This window comes from Gammaproteobacteria bacterium, assembly GCA_024235095.1.
Lineage (GTDB): Bacteria > Pseudomonadota > Gammaproteobacteria > Competibacterales > Competibacteraceae > UBA2383.
Genome location: JACKNC010000003.1, coordinates 405,376 through 425,239 on the forward strand (window position 1 = coordinate 405,376; position 19,864 = coordinate 425,239).

Sequence of the window (19,864 nt, forward strand, 5' to 3'; positions counted from 1 at the left end):
GGTATTGGGGGCGGGAGCAGGGCGGCGTTTCTACGGCGTCAGGAACGGGTGCAGCGCCGTCATGGAAGCTTGCCAGAGTGCTTCGGCCAGCCGTTCATCGCGGGCGGTGGTGGACGGCGTGGCCGGCAGAGCGTCAACAAAATACTGCCCGGTGATCGTACTTACTTCCGCTGCCGTGGCCAAATAGACTGAGGTGCGCGCCCCGTCGGCGACCGGTGCGCCGCCGATGCCAAACCCACTGCGCAGCAGCTTCGTATCGATCACCCCCGGATGCAAAGCGTTGGCGGTGACCGCCGTGCCGGCCAAGCGCCGCGCCAGCGCCTGGGTGAACAGAATATTGGCCAGTTTCGAGGCCGCATACGCGGCATAGCCGTCAAAGCGGCGGGCGAAGGTCAAATCGTTCACGTCCAGCCGCCCGCTCTGATGCGCGATGGAACTGACGGTGATGATGCGGCCCTGAGGACTGGCTTTGACGAGATCGAGCAACGTCTGGGTGAGTAGAAAGGGCGCAAAATGGTTGACCGCCATCGTCCGCTCGAAACCGTCGGCAGTCAGGTGGCGCGTGTGTTCATAGACGCCGGTATTGTGCAGCAGGACATCGAGGACGGGCGTGTGTTGCCGGACCTGGTCCGCCAAGGCCAGTACCTGGGGCATCTCGGCCAAGTCACCCCAGACCGATTCCGCCGTAGCGGCGTTCAGCGCGTTGATCGTCTGCTGCGCGCGCTCGTGGGTGCGTCCATGCAGCAGCACCCGGTAGCCCTGTGCCAGGAGTTGGCGGGCGGTTTCTCGACCGATGCCGTCGGTCGCGCCGGTGATGAGGATCGTTTTCATAAGGTCTTCGCGATATGAGGCGTCAGGGGGACAAAACGCCGCTCATGCCTTGGTAGAGATCCAGGCCCTGGACGGTTCCAGGGACCCCAAGAGCGCCTTGTTGAAAGGAAAGTCCGGGGTTGGGTCGCCGGATGCAATCATCGCCCTGACCCAGCTCGCGAGTGCGCCCGCCACACGCCCACGGCTAAACACCCCCAACCCGCCAGCAACAGTAACCCGCCGAGCGGCGTGAGCGTGCCCAGCCCTTTGATGCCGGTGAGGCTGAGCAGGTAAAGGCTCCCCGAGAACACCAGCACGCCGCTGATCAAGAGCCAACCGCCGACATTGACCCACGGACTGGGCCATCGCGTGCCGGCCCCGCTCACGCCCAGCAGCGCCAGGGCGTGGTACATCTGATAGCGCACTCCGGTCTCGAAGAGGGTTAGTCGGTGAGCATCCAGCCAGCCCGGCAACCCATGCGCGCCCCAGGCGTCCAGCGCGACGGCCAGGCCGGCCAAACCGGCAGCGATGATGAAAAAGATCCGTTCCATAGCGACCTCGATGGATGGGTTAACGTCCGGGAGAGGACCGGGAAATGAAAGCCACAAAACCCCGATTAAGCTACCGCCATCCAGCCCACGGGATCGCGGAGCACGGGCCGCGCCTCCAGGGCGAACCCCTCGCGCAGGTAATCGGCCAGGCATTCGCTGGCGGCCGAGATCGAACGGCCCCGTTGCAACGTAATGCTGGCCGGCGGCAGCGGTGACAGCGGCGAACAAGCCGGTGATGCTGGCGCTGGTGTAGGCCACGCGATAGGGACGCCCGGTTTCGCCGAGACCCGCCAGCGCCCAGTCGCGGAACGGACAGCCGGGTTGAAACAGCGCCAGCGGTAATGGGTCCTGTTCATGGGCCAGATGGCGTTCGGCCGTAGCCCATACGGTAGGTTCGCGACGCAGGACTTCCCCGGTTTCCGCACCCGGCGCGCAGGTGATCAGCGCCAGGTCAAGCCGATCCTCCGCCAATAATCGCCGCAGATGCAGGCTCGGCTCACAATGGACTTCGACTTGCACCCGGGGAAACGCGCGGGCGAAGCGCACCAGGATGTCGGGCAAAAACCGTTCGACGTAATCATCAGGCGTACCCAAGCGGATAAAGCCGGTCAAATCCGGGCGGGTCAGCACCGCCAGCGCTTCATCATGCAGCTTTAACAACCGGCGGGCATAGCCAAGCAGCGCCTCGCCGTGTGGAGTGAGTTGCACTCCGCGCCCCGTGCGTTGGAACAAGCTCCGATCCAGCGTCGTTTCCAGGCGGCGCACCTGCATCGAGACGGCGGATTGGGTGCGATGGGTTCTGTTGCGTTAATTTTTTTCGAGCACGATTGGGTTACTCTTGCAGGTTATTAGGCAGCCAGTGAATAAAATTGTCCTGCGGCGGAGAGACTCGGCCCTTCGGCCATGATCATTTGGCCTTTCTTGATCATGTGCATGAGTTCGATGCCCTGCTGGGTCACCCGGGCCGAACGAAAAGAGTGGAATCCCAACATTGGCCGGACGATCCGTTTAACGGCGCGATGATCTTGTTCCACTAAATTGTTTAAGTACTTGTTTTGGCGGATCTCGATGGGGTGACCCGTTTCTTCTTTCAGGGCCTCGACCGCCGCGGTGTTAGCCCCACTTTTATCGATCGTGACCTTGTTCGGCAGGCCGTGCTACCGTATCGCCTTTTTGAGAAAGCGCCGGGCGGCTTTCTTATCGCGATGGGCGGTGAGGAGAAAGTCGATCGTCTGACCTTCCTGATCGACGGCGCGGTAGAGGTACTTCCACTGGCCTTTGATCTTGATGTACGTTTCATCCATCCGCCAACTCTTACCCACCGGGCGCTTCTGCCCTTTGCGGAAAGCCGCCTCCAATTGAGGGGTAAACTTCTGAACCCAGCGGTAAACGCTGGAATGATCCACGTCGACACCCCGCTCCGCCAGCATCTCTTCCAAGTTCCGATAGCTCAACGGATATGCGAGGTACCAACGGACACTGGTCAGGATGATGTCTTGTTCGAAACGATGGCCTTTGAAGTCAATCATGCGGGTTCTCAAGTGGAGGACTGGGTGGGTGCGTAGCTTACCGAAATCGAGTCCTCTCAGCTAACGCAACAGAACCCGTGAAACCGATGCGGTGCTGCGTACAAGTTGGCGTGCCCCGGACGATGCGGAGTGCGTGGAGCGATCCGGCCCCACCGCGGGTCCGTCGTCTGAAACGTGAAAGCGACGTCACTGAGGGCTGCCGCGTCGGCAAAATTCGCTATAATGGAGAAAAGTTCCATGTCGAGGTTAAACATCCTGATGAGCTAACAACCCACTACCCCAAAAAGACCAAACCCCCGAGCGATAAAACCCGGGGGTGGCATGTGAGATCTTGAAGGATCGTCGCCTATCGATCCGCTAAGGACGACAATCAGAGCACATAAACTACCTCTGATTATAGCGGTCATGGCGCAGCTTTCAAGACCCTCACAGGTGAAGTGTTGCCTTTAAAAAGGGAAATCCATGAAAGCGCAGACCCATCAGCCGTCTGATCGGCCCTCCTTGGACGCGGCTACAGCGTTCTATTCACCCCCTCTTTGCCCTTCCTCCCGACGGCGCCGAATCGCTCCGCAGCGAACGCTGCCGGAACAGGGCGCGAGCACCCGCTCCCCATCGATGGAGGAGCAGCCATGAAGACGGCGAATCCTCCGAGCTTTAAATCCTGTTGGCAACGAGCCATAGGGGAGAGTGATTTACCACCCACCACACGACTGGTTCTACTCACCCTCAGTGTTCATTTCATGGATGAAAACGGCGGCCACTGCTATCCAAAAATCGTTGATCTAATACAGGTTACCGGCCTAAGCAAACCTCATGTTATTCGTCATCTTAACCTAGCAATTGAAGTAGGTTGGTTGGAACGCCGGTCATGGGGGAAAGGACGTGGTTACCGGCGTTGGAACTATCAAGCTGTCTTTCCCCAAGCTATGGAAAGCAAGGTTTGCCATTTTCCTCAAGATAGTCTTTCTGATGACTTGGTAACTCTAGGTAACCAAGAAGCTGATGACTTGGTAACTCTAGGTAACCAAGAAGCTGATGACTTGGTAACTCTAGGTAACCAAGAAGCTGATGACTTGGTAACTCTAGGTAACCAAGAAGCTGATGACTTGGTAATCCAGGGTGACCACAAATCATGTAGAGATATAACCATGGAAAGAGAGAGCAACCATGCGCGCGCCCGCGCGGCGGCAACCCCGGTGTCTGCTTCTGCCACAGCCCCTGCTCTCTCTGTCTCTGAACCAGAAAAAAACCGGATGACGAAACTAACGGATGCGGTGATCGAAGCAGCCCAAAAGACCATTCGGCAGCGGAACGTCCGTGAAGATTTGAGCGATGCGGCGTTAAGCCACAGCATTGAGAAATGCCGGGCGCTGAAAGGCTACTGCGAAATGACCGAAGCGGCCTGGATCGAAACCGTCGTGCAATGGGTGGGCAAAGAACGCTGCGAGAACAGCCCAAAAACGCGATGGGAAACGTGTTCTCCGTCAACCCCGATCATCCCCTCACCCGAAGAGAAAAAGCGCCAGAACGCCGAATTTGAAGCGCGTATGGTGGCGGCCGAGGCGCAGCACCAGCAACGGTTGGAAGGCTACTACGCAGCGCACCCCCCTCTTTCGGTCGCCGACCCGGTTCCCTCTGTCGTGGAGCGCCCGGTCGATCCGGTACAGGCCCTGCAAGCCTTGGCCGCCAAAGTCCGCAGGGGCGCCACCACAGCACCTGCGGCGCCGGCGCAGCGCACCTTTGGCCCCATGGGCGCCCTGCCTGCCCGCCGTCCGCCGCTCACCGCCGAACGGCGCGATGCGCTTAACGCGGTGCTCCGGGAGATGCAAAAAGCCAGGTGTTCAGCGGAAGATCTGACCCAGGTTTATCAGGGGGTTCATGACGCCTCTGAGGACGCCTGGCCCGCCGTGATCGCGCAGGCCCGACAACGCCTAGTGGTCCCCGGTCAGGCCGTGGCCTGATGGGCACGAACGCAAGTTCTGGAGGATTCGCCGATGAGCGCCACCGATAAGCGCGCGGTCCAGGCGGTCCATGCTCTGCTGCGGGGCAACAACGCCTGGACGCGTCCCAGCAGCGCCAGCAAGCCCAAGCCCAGCACCGCCGGGACGAGAAAGCCCGCGAGGAAAAACGCCGCCAGCAACGGGAGATCGAGCGCCGTAATCGGGAAGCGAAAGCGGCCCGCAAGGCGGAACACGAACGCCGACAGCAGGAAATCGCTGCGCGCAAGGCTGCCCTGATCGCGCAAGGAATCACGCCCGAATCCCGTTCAGAGCGGAAACGGCGCTTAGCCTGTGAGGCAGCCGAACGCGCCGCGCGGAAAGCTGCTCGGTGACAATTACACATTAACATGGATGAAATTAGACCTTAACATGGCAGGCCACCTGTAAGTTGATGGCAAGCTGTGCGCTTTGGCAAGCCGGAGAGCACAGGCGTGATAACGACCGACCGACAGGTGAGAATGATCATGAAAGAGCTGAGTAAGCAGGGGAATCAGGGGAGAGCGGCGGCCAAAGCAGGTGTCTGCCGACAGACGGCAGCCAAGGATCAGCGGTTGGGAAAGTTGCCCTCAGAACTCAAAACTGGGCGGGAGTGGCGGACCCGGTCGGATCCGTTTGCGACGGTCTGGCCCGAAATTGAGGCCCGTTTGAGGGAAGCGCCGGGACTGTGGGCACGGACCCTGTTCGAGGAGTTGCAGGAGAAATACCCGGGTCAGTTCGTGCCGGGCCAGCTCCGGACGTTGCAACGGCGGGTGCAGCAGTGGCGAGTGGTGCATGGAGATGACCGGGCGGTCGAACTGTTCTTTCCGCAGCAACACCGGCCGGGGGAAGCGGCGCAGACCGATTTTACCCACACCGGCGAGTTGGGACTGACCTTGCAAGGCGCACCGTACGCGCCGTTGCTGTGTCACCTGGTGTTGCCCTACGCCAACTGGCAGTGGGCCTGCCGCTGTCGCTCGGAGTCGGTGCTGGCGCTGAAACGGGGGATTCAAGAAGCCCTATTTCGGTTAGGAAAAGTACCGGAATGGCATCAGACCGACAACTCGACCGGCGCTACCCATCAAGTGCGCACCGGCCAGCGGGACTTTAACCGCGAGTATCTGGAGCTGATGACCCACTTGGGGATGAAACCGCGCACCATCGCAGTTGGCCAGAAACAACAAAATGGCACGGTGGAGGCCCAGAACGGCGCGTTCAAACGGTTTCTGAACCAGGGCCTGCTACGGCGGGGCAGCCGTGAGTTTGATGCCGAGACGGCTTTTGACCGGTGGCTGGAGCAGGGACTCACGCAGGAAAACCACCGCCGCCAAGCCCGGTTACAGGATGAGCTTGCCGTGATGAAACCGCTCCCGGTCGATCGTTTCCCCGAGTTTAAGGAAGTCACGGTCGGGGTCAGCCAAAACAGCACCATCAACGTGCTCGGCAATCGGTATTCCGTACCGCCCCGACTGCTGCATCAATCCCTGCGGGTGCAGATCTATGAAAACCACTGGGTGGTCTTTGCCGGCCAGACCTGGATTCAGGAGATGCCGCGGCTGATCGGTCGGTCCCATCATGCCATCGACTACCGCCACGTAATCTGGTCGCTGGTGCAAAAACCCGGCGCCTTGGTTCGCTATCGCTATCGAGAAGCGTTATTCCCGACGCTGGTGTTTCGCCGAGCCTACGCGGCCCTGCAAGCGGCCCATCCCGGTACCGCGGGGGATGCCGCCTACCTGCGGCTGTTGCACTTGGCCGCCTCGACCCAGGAAGCGGACGTCCAGGCCGCCCTGGAACGGGTGTTGGAAGCCGGGCAAGTGCCCGAGCCGGACCGGGTGCGCGAACTGGTCCGTCCGGCCACCCCGGTCGTGCCGGCCTTGGCGATCCCGGCGGTCGAATTGGCCAGTTACGACGCCCTGCTCGGTGGGCTGACACAATGACGGACACACTCGACCATCTGTTGCGCGAACTCCACTTGCCGACCATGCTGGCCCAAGCGCAAACCGTTGCCATTGAGGCCGAACGGTCGGGTTGGAGCTTTACCCGTTATCTCTACACCCTGGCGGCATTGGAACTGGAGGAACGCCACCAGCGCCGGGTTCAGCGGCGGCGCAAGGAATCCGGCTTGCCGGCCAACAAAACCCTGACCACCTTGCAGATGGCTCATCTCCCCATTCCGGTACGGCGCCAACTCCCCACGCTGTGTGAAGGGTCGTTTGTCGAGCAGGCGCAGAACGTGCTGGCTTTCGGCTTACCCGGTCGCGGCAAAACGCACGTCCTGTGTGCCGTGGGCCACGCCTTGGTAGAACGAGGTTATCGCGTCCTGTTCGCGCCCGCTTACCAACTGGTGCAACGGTTGCTGGCGGCCAAACAGGCGCTGCGGCTGGAACAGGAACTCCATAAGTTGGACGGCTTCGCCGCCATCATCCTGGATGATATTGGGTACATCCAACAAAGCCGGGCGGAAATGGAAGTGCTATTTACCTTTTTGGCCGAGCGCTACGCGCGCAAGAGCGTCCTTATCAGTAGCAATCTCGTGTTCAGTCAATGGGAGCGGATTTTCCAAGATCCCATGACCACGGCGGCCGCGATCGACCGGTTGGTCCACCATGCCATCATCCTGGAACTGACCGGACCCAGTTTCCGGACTGAACAGGCCCAAGGGCGACAACAGCCCGCCGCGCTGACGGAGCGTGACCCCTCAATGGACCGTGATACACCGAGCAATCACCTCGCTCCAGAGACGGTGACCGAGTTGGGTGGCCACTCTGCCAATGTTAAAAAGTACTCCTCAGTCGTAAGTTCTCGGTCTAATCGTCGAATAAGACCGCCCCTGACTGAAGGTTAATCAGCCAAGAATACATTATTTAACCGAGTGATTTGAGCAAGGATTCAGACGATCGAAGGCGGGTCGGCCGGTTCCTCCTCCGTGGTACCTTGGAAAGCGTGTCGGATCTGCGCGATGAGACTGTTTGGTGGGAGATCGAGAAGTGGTTTGATCACCTGAGGAGCGAGGACTTGCCGGACTGTTTTCTCCGAGGGCAGGTCGCGGGAACGGGTGCGCAGATAGAACCGATGTTGTTGCCAGACTTCAGGGCCAAAGCGCAGAGCGATCAGCTGCAACAAGCCTTGGGCGACCACGGCGCAGAAGACGAAGACTTCATAGGCTTGCCAACAGGCGGCGACCGTGGGCTGACGCTCAATCACCGGGGCCTTGAGCGACCGATTCCGGGTCGGACGGCGGGCATGGCGTGGTAGGTGTGAAGTCCAGAAGTGAAAACAAAAAGCGCCCAGGAGCTGCTTTAATACCGCGAACAGAATTTCGATGCGGGTGCGGACACAATAGAGTTCCAACGCGGTGATGGGTGAGAGGCTCAGATCGGAGCACATGAGGACCAAAGGGCCGCGCGAGGTGATCGCGAAGATGAACAGGAGGGCGTCGCCGAGGGGCTTCCAGAGTAAGGGGACGCTCATCAACCGCACCCGTTCCCGCTGGCCATAGACGCAACACTCGACCTCGTCAAAACCTTGTGGATAATCAAAAACTTCTATCAGATGGACTTTCTCGCCATAACGGGGTTGTGGTCCGGGCCGGCCGGCCGGCTTCGGGGTCGCCGGAAAATAGGCGACGTAATTTTTCTTGGCCCGGGCCACGATCACCAAATACGGTTGCTTCAAGGCGATGGAATAAACGGATTGGGCCAAGCGAAAGACCCCCGCGATCGAGAAAAAGGCATCCAAGACTAAAAATGCGGGGCCATCCTGATCGATGGTCAACGTCAGGGCCATCTGCACCACCCGCTCGGGCAGGCTCGGGTCCGCGCCCCTTTGGGGTGAAGTCGGTTCCACCTGACCTAAATGGCAAAAGCCTTGATGCATGCGCAGGGCTAAAGGCAAACAAAAACAAGCATCGAGTGCGCCAACCACCACCCCGATCGCGCCCCAGCAGTGCCCGCGGAAGTACGATGGCTTGTGCTGGGTTTCTGAAGCGTCATGTAACGACACGACGCCTGGCATACGCCCCCCATCCTTGACCACCAGCGTATGATCACCCAACAAGACAGCCCGCCCGGCCACCTGGACGGCGACGGCCTGACGCCACACATAACCCTGCCACGTCGCCAACAGGGTCTCTAGATCATAAGCTTTGGAGCGACAGAAATGCAGAAACCGGTGATAGACCGCTTCATTCCCCTGCCAGAACCGGCACATTGACGTCACCCCGATCATTTCCGGGGCGGCGAGAAAGCTCAACACCACCGCGCAGAACAGCAGCCAACTGCGCTGCCGCGCAAAGGCGCTGCGAAAACTTTCTCAAGCATGGTATACATAAATCAGCATGGATTCTCCTCGGGCGACCGGGTTGTTCAGGCGCGGACCGCTGAGGGGAATTCATGCTGCTCTTGAGGAGCGGCCGTCAAGGCTTTTCAGGGAGAGAACTTATGACTGATGAGTACATGTAAATCATGCCACAGATAGAGCATCACCCGCCGACACTGGCGCGCCGCCCGGTCCAACCAGGCACACACCGTATCTTTGTCCGTCAGGACAATCCGGGCGGTCGCCCGCAGCGAAGTCCCCTCCGCCAGTGCGCGTACCGCCAATTCGAAAACGGCGGGTTCAGCATCCAAACCACAATAGGCCGTTCCATAACTCAAGACGACATGTCTCCCGCACGCTCGGCAGAGCGCTCTTGGATGACCACGGCTACTCCCATCTTTGATCAACTGTCCTGTTTTAAAGGGCTTTCCATAGTGACGGCAGTTCCGGTTTGGGCAATACAACGACTCCCACTCCATGCTGATCTCCCCGCTGAGTACCATAGCTCAGAGGCGGATGCCCCAGCATGATCAAAGTAGCATCTAGGTTCACCACAGCAGTTGAGGGACACTACCCGAAATTTCGTGCAAGAAAGTTTCGTGACTCTGATTTAATTGATTACATTAGAAACAATCCTTCTGTGACTATAAAGCAAATCGCGGAACATTTTTCTGTTAAACCTTCATCTGTTCAATCAAGATTAAAGGCGCTAAAGATTACTTATAAAAAAAACATTTCTGTACGACGGAAGAGATGAACAGCAAAGAATAGAGTTTACTCAACAATTAGAGCAAAATGCGTCGCGTGAAGATGGGTCTCGTGATGTTGTTTATGTTGATGAATCTGGATTTTATGACAATATCAGAAATGAATGGGGTTGGAGACCAAGGGGCGAAATCATTATCGGTGAGAGGAAAAGCAAACCCACTGAAAAACTTAATTTGATTGGTGGTCTCATCAATAATGAAATTATTGCTCCGCTGGCCTATGCATCTTATACGGATACGGAGATATTTAATACTTGGCTTGAGAAGTGCTTAATCCCCGTACTCCCAAAAAATTGTATTATTGTTATGGATAATGCAAGCTTTCATAAATCGGAAGAAACAAGAAGCATTATTGAAGAAAATGGACATCAGTTGTTATTCTTACCTCCTTATTCACCTGATTTAAATCCTATTGAAAACTACTGGGCTATTCTTAAGGGGAAGTTGAAAAAAATTCTTCCAAATTGTCAAACTCTTTTTGATGCACTAACAGCGGTTTTTCAAACTATCTAAAAACTGTTTGACTATATAATGATGGCTCAATATGGATTCCAGTCAGTTGGCGTTGTTAGGCGACCAGCAGTTCCAAGAGAGGTCTGAGCAAACCTTTGCCCCGAATGCGGACGTTATGCACGAACTGAAAGAAGCCCAGGTAGAGCGGCAGCTTTTCTTGCGAAATTCCTCGATGGGGTCGCAACCAGGAACGCAACAGGGACCAGAAACCCTCAGCGGTATTAACATGAATCTCATGGAAGCCATCGCCATCGTCGTCGCGGGCGTATTCACTCCGGCTGTGACACACCGTATGATGATCAAAGCCCCAATCCTTCAATGGGTTATAGATTGCATATTCATCGGTATACACCCGGGTTCCCGGGGCGATGAAAGTCTGAAGGAGCGGTTGGATGGTCGCTTGCTGGACATTATCCAGCATCCGGACGACCACCGCGCCGCCGCGCTCAATCATGCCGAGAATCGGCGGCTTTTCCTGCTCCAGGGTGCCTCGACCCCGTGCCCCCTTCAGCCGGCGACGCCGCCCGCGGCGGCCTTTTTTTTCACCGCGTCCGGATGCCCTTTATGCCCGGCCACCATATAGACCTCGTCGCATTCCACTTCCCCCGCCAAGGTGGGTTCGGGTTGGCGGGCGACGATACCTTGGCGCAGTTGCTCGGTCATCCGCTGCACGTCGTCCGGATTCAACGCCAACTCTTGGGCAATCTGGGCATTGGACAAGTTCAAACCCATAAAATATAAACATAATATCCAAATTCGTAACGGCGGGTGGTGGCCGGCCAACACCGTCCCGGTTAGATCGTCAAAAGAGCGATGGCACCCGGCACACCGATATTTCTGTCGCGCCGGTTGGGTCGTGTCGTGACCCTGCTTCGTCACGTTCGCCGCCCCACAATGGGGGCAGTGAACCCCATCGGGCCAGCGCAGTTGGCGGACCGTTTCGTAACACCGGACATCGTCCAGTAGATTCTGAAGGTTGATCATCGACGGGAAACCTGGAGCGCGGCGGTTCAAAACCTCTTCAGTGTAGCTCCTGTCCCTTGGCAGGGCGAGCCATCTTCAACAGCCTGGAATCCATATTGAGCCTATATTTTATGGGTTTGAACTTGTCTAATGCCCAGATTGCCCAAGAGTTGGCGTTGAATCCGGAGACGTGCAGCGGATGACCGAGCAACTGCGCCAAGGTATCGTCGCCCGCCAACCCGAACCCACCTTGGCGGGGGAAGTGGAATGCGACGAGGTCTATATGGTGGCCGGGCATAAAGGGCATCCGGACGCGGTGAAAAAAAAGGCCGCCGCGGGCGGCGTCGCCGGCTGAAGGGGGCACGGGGTCGAGGCACCCTGGAGCAGGAAAAGCCGCCGATTCTCGGCATGATTGAGCGCGGCGGCGCGGTGGTCGTCCGGATGCTGGATAATGTCCAGCAAGCGACCATCCAACCGCTCCTTCAGACTTTCATCGCCCCGGGAACCCGGGTGTATACCGATGAATATGCAATCTATAACCCATTGAAGGATTGGGGCTTTGATCATCATACGGTGTGTCACAGCCGGGGTGAATACGCCCGCGACGACGATGGCGATGGCTTCCATGAGATTCATGTTAATACCGCTGAGGGTTTCTGGTCCCTGTTGCGTTCCTGGTTGCGACCCCATCGAGGAATTTCGCAAGAAAAGCTGCCGCTCTACCTGGGCTTCTTTCAGTTCGTGCATAACGTCCGCATTCGGGGCAAAGGCTTGCTCAGACCTCTCTTGGAACTGCTGGTCGCCTAACAACGCCAACTGACTGGAATCCATATTGAGCCAAATTAAAATAATAGCCTCGTTTTAGCCCAATTTCATCCCCTTTGGCTATATGAAAATCAATGAGTTAGTTTCAATACAGCTTCTTAGAAAATTTTTTCCCGCTAACCAGACATCTTCAACCGGATTTTGTTCCGGTGCATTGGGAGCTAAAATAATACAAGTTATTTTCCAGTCTTTTTCTTCAAGACCTTGGTTAACTTGATTCAGATAAGCCCGCATTTCTTTACTATGATGGTAGGTGGCTCCATCCCAAATAATAATCAACTTCTTATCAGGGTAGAGCCTCTGTAAATACTTGATAAATTCAATCGTATTCTTCCCGTTTCCAGAAGCATAAGGATTAAGAATAAATTTCTGATCATACAGATTTAATACCACATAATAGGTCTGTCTTTGTTTCACATTTTGTATCGGTGCCTCCGTTCTTTCATTACACCAACCCCAAATATAACCCAGCGTATCTCCCCAAACTAAGTGACATTCGTCTTCAATAAGAACAATAACTTCACCGGATACAATCTCAGCCTGACACACCTCAAGTTGAGTCTTGATCTCTTCCCGCTTTAAAAGCACTTCCGTTTCGTTATGCTTCGGATTCATGGCTTGGCTTCGATGCCAACTGAATCCCGCTTCTTTTAGAAAATCATAGTAAGATTGCCGAGATTGATAAACCACACCGTAATGGCGCTCAATATAATCTTTCAATTCTTCAACTGTACAATGAGAAGGTTTCTTAAATGATAGATAATTTCATAACGCTCATCCTCTGTTAAAAACCCTTTACCCCCTTTATATTGAATTCGTAGGGCTTCTGGACCTTCGTTTTCGTAAATGATTTTCCATTTGCTTACAAAAGCATCTGAAACGCCTAACAGTTTACAAATATCCTTTGTTTTGAACCCAAGGAGCACCATCCTGACCGCTAATGCTCTTTTCATTTCCAGATTTTCTTTCGAATCGATAATGTCATCTAGTGTTAACATGATAACATCTCATAAAAATTTTTACTAAAATGATAATGTATTTTTAATATTCCACAACCTGTAAAGGACTTCTATATGCACCAACGCCATTTCCTGGCGTCAGCTTAAAAGCAAGTTGCTCACCATGGTCATTAATAATAAGGTGCAACTTGAACCCAAAAAACCAGCCGGTTGAAGTCTTGCCTATTTTTGCTAAATCTTTGAAAGTACGGTTATAGAATGAATTCTAAGATTAGGGCAAACGACGAGAGAAGTTGAATCGATAAATGCAATACCCGTAATGGTGCCTTTTCGACGACTGAGATAAGTGTATAAGGGGATCAGTAAATAGGACTGGAGTGCGACGAAGCGTGGATAGCTTACTAAACCAGGGAATTCAGCACCCCAATCCTGCCGAACGTGATCGTAGAAATATTTAAAGGTATGATAATTGCAAAGATTGAAAGCGATAACCAAAGTGATCATTTCACTCATTGATAAGGTGCAAGGCGGCATCATTCCAAGAAGGAATGATCTCTTTGGGACACGCGAGAAGATGCTTAGGAAAACGAGATTCAAACTCCTTGCAGTAGTCATCAACTTCGCAGAAAATCTGGGTCAATAAAATCATTTTCATCGCCAATCACCTTGTTAACAATCGAATCTATTTTAGTAAAGTAACAATTAAGTTAATAGTATCATATTTTATACAAAAATACAAAACTATGAAAAAAAAGAAATAACTCACGTTAATTATGGCATAATTAATTCTGTTCCTACCTAAAAACTGTCCGAACCATTGGGTAAAAACAATCTATGAAGCTGAATATCAGTAAGGAAACCGGGATTATTGCAGCCAAGGGGTTCTGCATGGGCAGCGCCGATATAATTCCCGGAGTGAGTGGCGGCACTATGGCCTTCATTCTGGGCATTTACCCCCGACTGCTAGCGGCGATCAACTCATTCGACCTGATTTGGCTGCGAATGGTGATGCGCTTTGATATGAAAGGCGTGCTGACTCATCCGCACTTTGGTTTTTTGTTGCCGTTAGTCGCCGGGATTTTGGCGGCTTTGCTTTTCTTCACCCGTGTCGTGCCTTTGCCCAGTTACTTGGTCACGGACCCGGAACTAGTTTACGGCTTATTCTTCGGACTCATTGTCGGTTCGATCATCGTGTTGCTTAGGCATATACCGCAATGGTCCATAATGCGCTGGGTACAATTAATCTTCGGAACTCTCCTTGGGTGGCTAGTGGTCAACTTGGTTCCGACTACCACGCCGGATGATGTCTGGTTCATCTTTCTAAGCGGCGCGCTGGCCATTACCGCCATGATTCTGCCGGGTATTTCTGGTTCCTTTATCCTGCTCATCCTGGGCAAATACGCCTATATTTTCGACGCTATCGGGCATTTCCGCTTTACCGTGATTATTCCCTTTGCCTTGGGTATAGCCACGGGTTTGGCGTTGTTCAGCCGGTTTCTGGAATGGCTGCTGCGCGTCTATCGCCAGGGGACCATCATGGTCATTATCGGAATCCTGATCGGCTCGCTGTGGCTGATCTGGCCTTTCCAAAATCGAGTCTATGTGGAAGTGCGCGGCAAACTGCAATTGCTGGGATCGACACCACAACTACCCGATAGTCTTGATAATACGGTGTTACTATCAGTAGCTTTGATGGTCGCTGGCTTCATAGCTGTGCTAGTCATCGACCGTCTATCGCTAGTGAAATAGGGGGAGGGAAAGCTTTTGCTTCCCCGGTAGTGTTCCAGACATGGTTTTTATACTAAACTTACGCGATGTTCGACTTTTTCACGGGGAAGTGAAGCGGCATGGTGATCGGCGCTAAGCTGAAAGGAACCGACTCCCTCAACCTTGCGAAGAGACCACCATGCCACTTGAAGACTTTATCATCAGGGTATTTTGCTGGGTAGATGAACACGTGAATGCCCTGCTCGGGGATCACCGTTTACGCCAACGGGGCTTTGCCCCGAAGTTGAGCGATCGTGAAGTGATCACGATGGAAGTGGTCGGCGAGTTTTTAGGTTTGGATACCGATGTCGGCCTCTGGAAATACTTCAGTCGTCACGGGTCGTCATGGTTTCCCCAGTTAGGATCGCGGACGACGTTTGCACAACAGGCCGCCAATCTCTGGGTGATCAAGCAACGACTCCATCAGCAAATGTTGATCGACCTCGGCGCAGTGACCGATCCCATTCACCTCGTAGATGGCTGCCCCATGCCGGTGTGCGGATGGGCCCGGGCGTCCCGCCGTCGGGTGTTTCCTGAAGGAGCGGATGTAGGGTATTGTGCTGCAAAAAAGCAATATTATTATGGGCTTCATGGTCATCTCCTCATCACGATCGACGGGGTCATCACCGCGTGGACGGTGACCTCCGCCACCGGTGATGAGCGCGAGGTGCTCTGGGAGTTGACCGCCGGGGTTCACGGCTTGGTGATGGGCGATAAGGGCTACCTCAGTGCCTTTGTTCAGGAGGAGCTGGCCACTGCCGGGATCGATTTGCAAACTCCCTTGCGGGCCAACATGACCGATCCACGGCCCCAATGGGCGGTCCAGCAACTGACCCGAACCCGCCGCCTCGTCGAAACCGTGATCGGTCAGCTCACCGCGCCGTTTCATTTGGAGAAAATCTGGGCGCGGGATACTTGGCACTTGACGAGTCGGATCGCCCGAAAAGTGTTAGCGCACACCTTGGGTATTTTCATCAACCGGCAAATCGCTCGCTCAGACCTGCAGTTTGAGGGCCTGATCGCCTGAAAGTCGAACATCGCGTAATACTCTATAATTGAATCTCTGAATGGTCTAATTCCCTGTAACTTGCTGTGAGGGCGTCTATCACTACCGCTCCGATAGCGGATAAATCCACCCAGCAATTCGTCCACCTGTTGGATTCGTAGCACTGTTCACGGGGACATCTAGAAGGGTGTAACGTCCGCCCACATTAAAGAGACGAATCCGGCGTGCAAATGCCTTCGGATCTTGCCAAGGTGCGTTGTCGTAGTTTTCCTCAGCAAGCGCCACGGTTCCGGCCTCCAGCTCTGTAGCTACGACAACGGCGACATGACCATGACGCCATTCGGGATCATCACGGTCAGGATAATAAACTACCAGGTCACCCCGGCGCGGCGCTCGCTGGGCCACACCATTGATAGAACGGGCCAGGGGAAACGATTCCTGAGTCCGAATCTGTTTACCTTCAGTGAGATAGATAATCTCGTAGGCACTGTCGATGCTTCCGAAGGTGATGTTCTTATTTTTCATCCACCACTTCCGGGCATACTCGACACACTGATAGGTCACACCGATATAGTGAAGTTGCGGGTTTTTGGGGTCTTCTTGATGGACCGTGACATCGCCCGTTTTTAGATCAAGAAAGGAAAACTCTGGTCGGATACAGGTGGACACGCAGTTCGAGTAGCTCGTAGCCAGCAATTCCCGTTCTCTCTGTTTAGACCTTTTTCGAATAGATCAATTCTATAGGCTTGCCAACGATTATCCCTACATTATCAACGAACTGAGCGTTAATCAAATTGTCTAATAACTATAGAAGACCTCTTTAGAGACTCTAAATTTATAGAGGAGGTGCGGCAATGAACGCGGAATGGATGTTTGATGCACGTAAAATACCGGATGAAGTGATGAATTACATCCGGCGTATTGCGGTTCGCGCGGTCGAAGAGAAGCATTATGGTCCGGAGCTTGTTGCTGATTTTTTGGGTATCGACCGAACGAGTATTTATGATTGGCTTCGCAACTATCGTTATGAAGGAGAAGAAGCCCTGGATACCCGGAAAGCGCTCGGCGCCACGTGTGTGATGACTCCGGATATTGATCGATGGTTAAAAGAAACGATACTCAATACGACGCCGGCGGATCATGGCTATGATACGGTTTTATGGACTTTAGAGATCATGGTTAATTTATTGAAAGAGTACTTTGGTTTATGGGTATCGGATGCCACGGTTCGTCTGCATTTACATCAATTAGGACTGAGTTGTCAAAAACCTTGTTATCATGCCTTAAACCAGGATCAGGAGGAAGTTAAAAAGTTTATTAATGAAGAATTTAAAGAGATTCAGAAGCGGGCTCAAGAACTTGGAGCGGATATTGCGTTTCAGGATGAGTCATGGGTTCAAGGCCATACGCGTTCTGGACGGACGTGGGGCTTAGTCGGTCATCCGCCTGAAATTAAAGTGAGTGATGACCGGGGTGGGTTTCACATTTTATCGATGGTTACGGCGACGGGCGAGTTAATATTTGAAGTGACCACTCAAAAATGAGTGAGTGGGGTTTTCATTGCCTTTTTAGAGAAGGCATTAGAGGGTCGAGAGCGCCCATTAATTGTCATCACGGACAATGCGTCTTATCATACCTCGAAAGAAGTCAAAGCCTTTCTTGAGACGCATCGAAAACAAATCCGCTTGTTCTTTCTTCCCCCCCACTCGCCAGAGTTAAATCCGGATGAACAGGTTTGGAATGAGATCAAAAATGATCATCTGGAAAAGGAGCCAATTAAAAACCGGGCTGATTTCAGAGCGCGCGTTTATTCTGCTTTGGAAAAGCTAAAAGAATTTCAGGAAAGGGTCAAATCATTTTTTAGGCTCCCTGATACTCAATACGCTAATCCTGAAAAAGCTCCAGCATGATTTTTGTGGGGATAACTATTAGCAAGACAATAGTGATTATAGAATACAAGAAAATAAAGAAAAAATATCCCCTAAGCGTTCAAAGACGCTTAATAGCTTATATATTAAAGAGACCCTGATAACCAGACTAAGAAAATAGAACATGCCCACAGTCTAACCAGACGCTAAGAGGTATTCGGCTGTAGGAATCCACCATAATGTCCATAGATAATCGCACGCCAGAGTGATTCCCAAGTATCAATAAAGAATTCGGTAAAAAGTCCTTTTATTTTGATCCATAACGCGGTGCGTGAATGAAAACGCTGGCGAGCAGCCTGGAAAAAGGCACAGCCATATTCCTGGACTTGATCAATAAGAAAAGCCAGCATCATCAACATCGCAAAAACGGTCGCTAAATACTGTTCCCCATGTCCATCGTTGTGTTCAAATTCGTAGTCTTGATTTTTCAGGGTATTGAAGACTTGATTTTCAATGTGCCAGCGGCTGCGCCCTCCTTTCATCACAAGATGGACATTTTTTGCCGTGAGTGTGATGTCCGTCACCCATGAAAAGTTGAATTCCTGACCGTCGCGAATTTCCCAATAATCGAGAAAATTGACCATTAAATCGGGATGTGATTTGTTCAAAGGAATGCCATTGATCCACCGATAGCCTCGGAGAATTTTGTCGTCTCCTAAGACCTCAAATTCTTCATATTGACCCGTGTAAATACGATGTTTAACCTCAGCAAAGAGAGCGTCCTGACCTCCCAGTTTTACCGAAATAATATAACCAATATTTAGTTCTTTCAGTAACTTGATGTGCGGACCGTTCGCGAATAGACTATCTTCCACCACGCGCAAAGGCCAATGAGGAAAGGTTTCACGAAGCGCTTTTAATAGGCGTTTGCCCGCATTCGCTTCACAATCGTTTTTGGTTTCACCATCTTGATGTGTAATGGCTTCGGGAAAAAAAGGGATGACTTGTTTCTGGTTAGGATGAACGATCACCGCGCCTAATAATTGATGATAATAACTCACTTCACCCTTGCGATGCTGACGGGTACAGCAGTGCGGGCAATGAACATTTGATGAAGCGAATTCCCCGGTACCATCAATACTGATTAAAAAATGTCCTAAATAACGAAAATTTTCCAAAAGACCTTGATCATAAAGTCCTTGGTTAATTTGAATAAAGGGGGCGCGAAGTTCGAGGGGATCCACGCGATCCAGCACCGACCGCATCTGGGTATCGCAGGGCGCTTGTTCAACGCCATATAATGATTTTAAATTTGCGCGAATTCGTGCTTCATTGCGGTGTTCATCAAATTTTAACAAGGAAGGATATTTTAAGCTGAAGACCGCTAAACCCGACATTAAGACATCGGTTAATGAATATTGTTGGCCATAACGACGGGGGTCAGGGATGTTTTCAAAGGCCCGCCGCGCCTGATTCAGGAGCGCTGGCGCTGACACCGTTTGATTTAAAGAATTCGGTAAAGGGTGAAAAGGGAATTTCTTCATGATCAAACCACACCGGATGCGTTTTAGATCCAAACACGCCAAAAAAACAAAAATTGAGGCGAAAAATCACTTTTCATAATACACTGATTATATAGAAATTTTCAAGAGACCGGGAATTGCTGGCTCGTAGCGCCATCGGCAACACCTAGCACCTGGCCAAACGGGGTCACGCATTGACCTTCACACGCCTGCTTCCCAGCGGCTAGATAGGCAGCGCTCTCTATTGCAGTAAAGGCCGGAAGTTTGGGTAATAACCCAAAGCCATCGGTGTAAGGCAGCTCGACATCATTAGCCGCTATTGGACGTGGCAAAGCAGGAGTTGCCGAACTATCAGCATCCGCCATGCCGGAATTGAGCAGCATCCCAAGAATGAGAGGAAAAGCAATCAAGTGTAGCCAATTCATAGGTTTACCACCAAGCATCTTCAGTGATTTCATGCAATTTCTCTCCGAGAGATCGGGCTTAC

20 protein-coding genes and 3 pseudogenes are annotated in these 19,864 nt (G+C 53.1%); 10 read left to right on the forward strand and 13 right to left on the reverse strand.

Annotation, left to right across the window (positions count from 1 at the left end):
* Positions 1-30 precede the first annotated feature (30 nt).
* From H6973_18690 to H6973_18700, 3 genes and pseudogenes are all read right to left on the reverse strand, one after another.
* Positions 31-831 carry an SDR family oxidoreductase gene (locus H6973_18690; GenBank protein ID MCP5127574.1) on the reverse strand — a complete coding sequence of 267 codons (801 nt, stop codon included), beginning with the start codon at positions 829-831 and terminating at the stop codon, positions 31-33.
* A gap of 137 nt (positions 832-968) precedes the next feature.
* On the reverse strand, positions 969-2,132 hold the full coding sequence (locus H6973_18695) for a DUF423 domain-containing protein (protein MCP5127575.1): 1,164 nt from the start codon (positions 2,130-2,132) through the stop codon (positions 969-971).
* A gap of 77 nt (positions 2,133-2,209) precedes the next feature.
* A pseudogene (locus H6973_18700) lies at positions 2,210-2,890 on the reverse strand (IS6 family transposase).
* A gap of 629 nt (positions 2,891-3,519) precedes the next feature.
* Between H6973_18700 and H6973_18705 the strand changes: the two are divergent.
* Entirely contained in the window at positions 3,520-4,851 is a 1,332-nt protein-coding gene (locus H6973_18705; GenBank protein MCP5127576.1) for a helix-turn-helix domain-containing protein, read from the forward strand.
* On the opposite strand, the gene H6973_18710 is transcribed toward H6973_18705, so the two are convergent.
* Complete coding sequence (locus H6973_18710) at positions 4,836-5,135, reverse strand: hypothetical protein (protein ID MCP5127577.1); 300 nt, start codon at positions 5,133-5,135, stop codon at positions 4,836-4,838. The genes H6973_18705 and H6973_18710 overlap by 16 nt on opposite strands.
* A 219-nt stretch (positions 5,136-5,354) precedes the next feature.
* Here H6973_18710 and H6973_18715 point away from each other — a divergent pair, with 219 nt between their 5' ends.
* On the forward strand, positions 5,355-6,806 hold the full coding sequence (locus tag H6973_18715) for a transposase family protein (protein MCP5127578.1): 1,452 nt from the start codon (positions 5,355-5,357) through the stop codon (positions 6,804-6,806).
* Positions 6,803-7,714, forward strand: a complete 912-nt coding sequence (locus H6973_18720; protein MCP5127579.1) for an ATP-binding protein — start codon at positions 6,803-6,805, stop codon at positions 7,712-7,714. Before H6973_18715 ends, H6973_18720 begins: the two co-directional genes overlap by 4 nt.
* 44 nt (positions 7,715-7,758) lie before the next feature.
* On the opposite strand, the gene H6973_18725 is transcribed toward H6973_18720, so the two are convergent.
* Complete coding sequence (locus H6973_18725; GenBank protein MCP5127580.1) at positions 7,759-9,123, reverse strand: transposase; 1,365 nt, start codon at positions 9,121-9,123, stop codon at positions 7,759-7,761.
* Positions 9,124-9,293: 170 nt separating this feature from the next.
* Positions 9,294-9,524, reverse strand: a complete 231-nt coding sequence (locus H6973_18730) for a hypothetical protein (GenBank protein ID MCP5127581.1) — start codon at positions 9,522-9,524, stop codon at positions 9,294-9,296.
* A gap of 188 nt (positions 9,525-9,712) precedes the next feature.
* Here H6973_18730 and H6973_18735 point away from each other — a divergent pair, with 188 nt between their 5' ends.
* Positions 9,713-9,943, forward strand: coding sequence for a winged helix-turn-helix transcriptional regulator (locus tag H6973_18735; protein ID MCP5127582.1), 231 nt, complete (start codon positions 9,713-9,715; stop codon positions 9,941-9,943).
* Positions 9,909-10,466 carry an IS630 family transposase gene (locus tag H6973_18740; GenBank protein MCP5127583.1) on the forward strand — a complete coding sequence of 186 codons (558 nt, stop codon included), beginning with the start codon at positions 9,909-9,911 and terminating at the stop codon, positions 10,464-10,466. Before H6973_18735 ends, H6973_18740 begins: the two co-directional genes overlap by 35 nt.
* A gap of 55 nt (positions 10,467-10,521) precedes the next feature.
* Here the strand turns inward: H6973_18740 and H6973_18745 are convergent.
* Positions 10,522-11,450: pseudogene (locus H6973_18745) on the reverse strand (IS1595 family transposase).
* Between the two features lie 110 nt (positions 11,451-11,560).
* On the opposite strand from H6973_18745, the pseudogene H6973_18750 reads away from it, so the two are divergent.
* Positions 11,561-12,236 (forward strand): annotated as a pseudogene (locus H6973_18750) (IS1595 family transposase).
* Between the two features lie 78 nt (positions 12,237-12,314).
* Here H6973_18750 and H6973_18755 read toward each other — a convergent pair.
* From H6973_18755 to H6973_18765, 3 genes are read right to left on the reverse strand one after another with little or no spacing between them, the layout of a single operon-like run.
* Entirely contained in the window at positions 12,315-12,974 is a 660-nt protein-coding gene (locus H6973_18755; protein MCP5127584.1) for an IS630 family transposase, read from the reverse strand.
* Complete coding sequence (locus H6973_18760) at positions 12,971-13,252, reverse strand: helix-turn-helix domain-containing protein (protein ID MCP5127585.1); 282 nt, start codon at positions 13,250-13,252, stop codon at positions 12,971-12,973. Before H6973_18760 ends, H6973_18755 begins: the two co-directional genes overlap by 4 nt.
* 43 nt (positions 13,253-13,295) lie before the next feature.
* Complete coding sequence (locus H6973_18765) at positions 13,296-13,439, reverse strand: hypothetical protein (protein ID MCP5127586.1); 144 nt, start codon at positions 13,437-13,439, stop codon at positions 13,296-13,298.
* Positions 13,440-14,047: 608 nt separating this feature from the next.
* On the opposite strand from H6973_18765, the gene H6973_18770 reads away from it, so the two are divergent.
* Both H6973_18770 and H6973_18775 read left to right on the forward strand, forming a co-directional pair.
* Entirely contained in the window at positions 14,048-14,962 is a 915-nt protein-coding gene (locus H6973_18770; GenBank protein ID MCP5127587.1) for a DUF368 domain-containing protein, read from the forward strand.
* 157 nt (positions 14,963-15,119) lie between these two features.
* Entirely contained in the window at positions 15,120-16,007 is an 888-nt protein-coding gene (locus H6973_18775) for an IS982 family transposase (GenBank protein ID MCP5127588.1), read from the forward strand.
* Between the two features lie 81 nt (positions 16,008-16,088).
* Here the strand turns inward: H6973_18775 and H6973_18780 are convergent, their stop codons facing one another.
* Complete coding sequence (locus H6973_18780; protein ID MCP5127589.1) at positions 16,089-16,715, reverse strand: CHAP domain-containing protein; 627 nt, start codon at positions 16,713-16,715, stop codon at positions 16,089-16,091.
* A gap of 125 nt (positions 16,716-16,840) precedes the next feature.
* Here H6973_18780 and H6973_18785 point away from each other — a divergent pair, with 125 nt between their 5' ends.
* Both H6973_18785 and H6973_18790 read left to right on the forward strand, forming a co-directional pair.
* The gene (locus H6973_18785; GenBank protein ID MCP5127590.1) at positions 16,841-17,530 is read left to right on the forward strand and encodes an IS630 family transposase; all 690 of its coding nucleotides are present in this window, start codon (positions 16,841-16,843) and stop codon (positions 17,528-17,530) included.
* Positions 17,531-17,896 (forward strand): transposase, encoded by a 366-nt coding sequence (locus tag H6973_18790; protein MCP5127591.1) that lies wholly within the window; start codon positions 17,531-17,533, stop codon positions 17,894-17,896.
* Between the two features lie 164 nt (positions 17,897-18,060).
* On the opposite strand, the gene H6973_18795 is transcribed toward H6973_18790, so the two are convergent.
* Together H6973_18795 and H6973_18800 are read right to left on the reverse strand one after the other, a co-directional pair.
* On the reverse strand, positions 18,061-19,398 hold the full coding sequence (locus H6973_18795; protein ID MCP5127592.1) for a transposase: 1,338 nt from the start codon (positions 19,396-19,398) through the stop codon (positions 18,061-18,063).
* A 101-nt stretch (positions 19,399-19,499) separates the two neighbouring features.
* The gene (locus tag H6973_18800; GenBank protein MCP5127593.1) at positions 19,500-19,802 is read right to left on the reverse strand and encodes a hypothetical protein; all 303 of its coding nucleotides are present in this window, start codon (positions 19,800-19,802) and stop codon (positions 19,500-19,502) included.
* Positions 19,803-19,864 lie beyond the last annotated feature (62 nt).

Bases quoted from the DNA above. Each gene is read 5' to 3' on its own strand.
- H6973_18795 (MCP5127592.1), bottom strand. From the start codon at position 19,398: ATGAAGAAATTCCCTTTTCACCCTTTACCGAATTCTTTAAATCAAACG.
- H6973_18705 (MCP5127576.1), top strand. From the start codon at position 3,520: ATGAAGACGGCGAATCCTCCGAGCTTTAAATCCTGTTGGCAACGAGCC.
- H6973_18715 (MCP5127578.1), top strand. From the start codon at position 5,355: ATGAAAGAGCTGAGTAAGCAGGGGAATCAGGGGAGAGCGGCGGCCAAA.
- H6973_18775 (MCP5127588.1), top strand. From the start codon at position 15,120: ATGCCACTTGAAGACTTTATCATCAGGGTATTTTGCTGGGTAGATGAA.
- H6973_18785 (MCP5127590.1), top strand. From the start codon at position 16,841: ATGAACGCGGAATGGATGTTTGATGCACGTAAAATACCGGATGAAGTG.
- H6973_18695 (MCP5127575.1), bottom strand. From the start codon at position 2,132: ATGCAGGTGCGCCGCCTGGAAACGACGCTGGATCGGAGCTTGTTCCAA.
- H6973_18720 (MCP5127579.1), top strand. From the start codon at position 6,803: ATGACGGACACACTCGACCATCTGTTGCGCGAACTCCACTTGCCGACC.
- H6973_18770 (MCP5127587.1), top strand. From the start codon at position 14,048: ATGAAGCTGAATATCAGTAAGGAAACCGGGATTATTGCAGCCAAGGGG.
- H6973_18735 (MCP5127582.1), top strand. From the start codon at position 9,713: ATGATCAAAGTAGCATCTAGGTTCACCACAGCAGTTGAGGGACACTAC.
- H6973_18800 (MCP5127593.1), bottom strand. From the start codon at position 19,802: ATGAATTGGCTACACTTGATTGCTTTTCCTCTCATTCTTGGGATGCTG.
- H6973_18760 (MCP5127585.1), bottom strand. From the start codon at position 13,252: ATGTTAACACTAGATGACATTATCGATTCGAAAGAAAATCTGGAAATG.
- H6973_18690 (MCP5127574.1), bottom strand. From the start codon at position 831: ATGAAAACGATCCTCATCACCGGCGCGACCGACGGCATCGGTCGAGAA.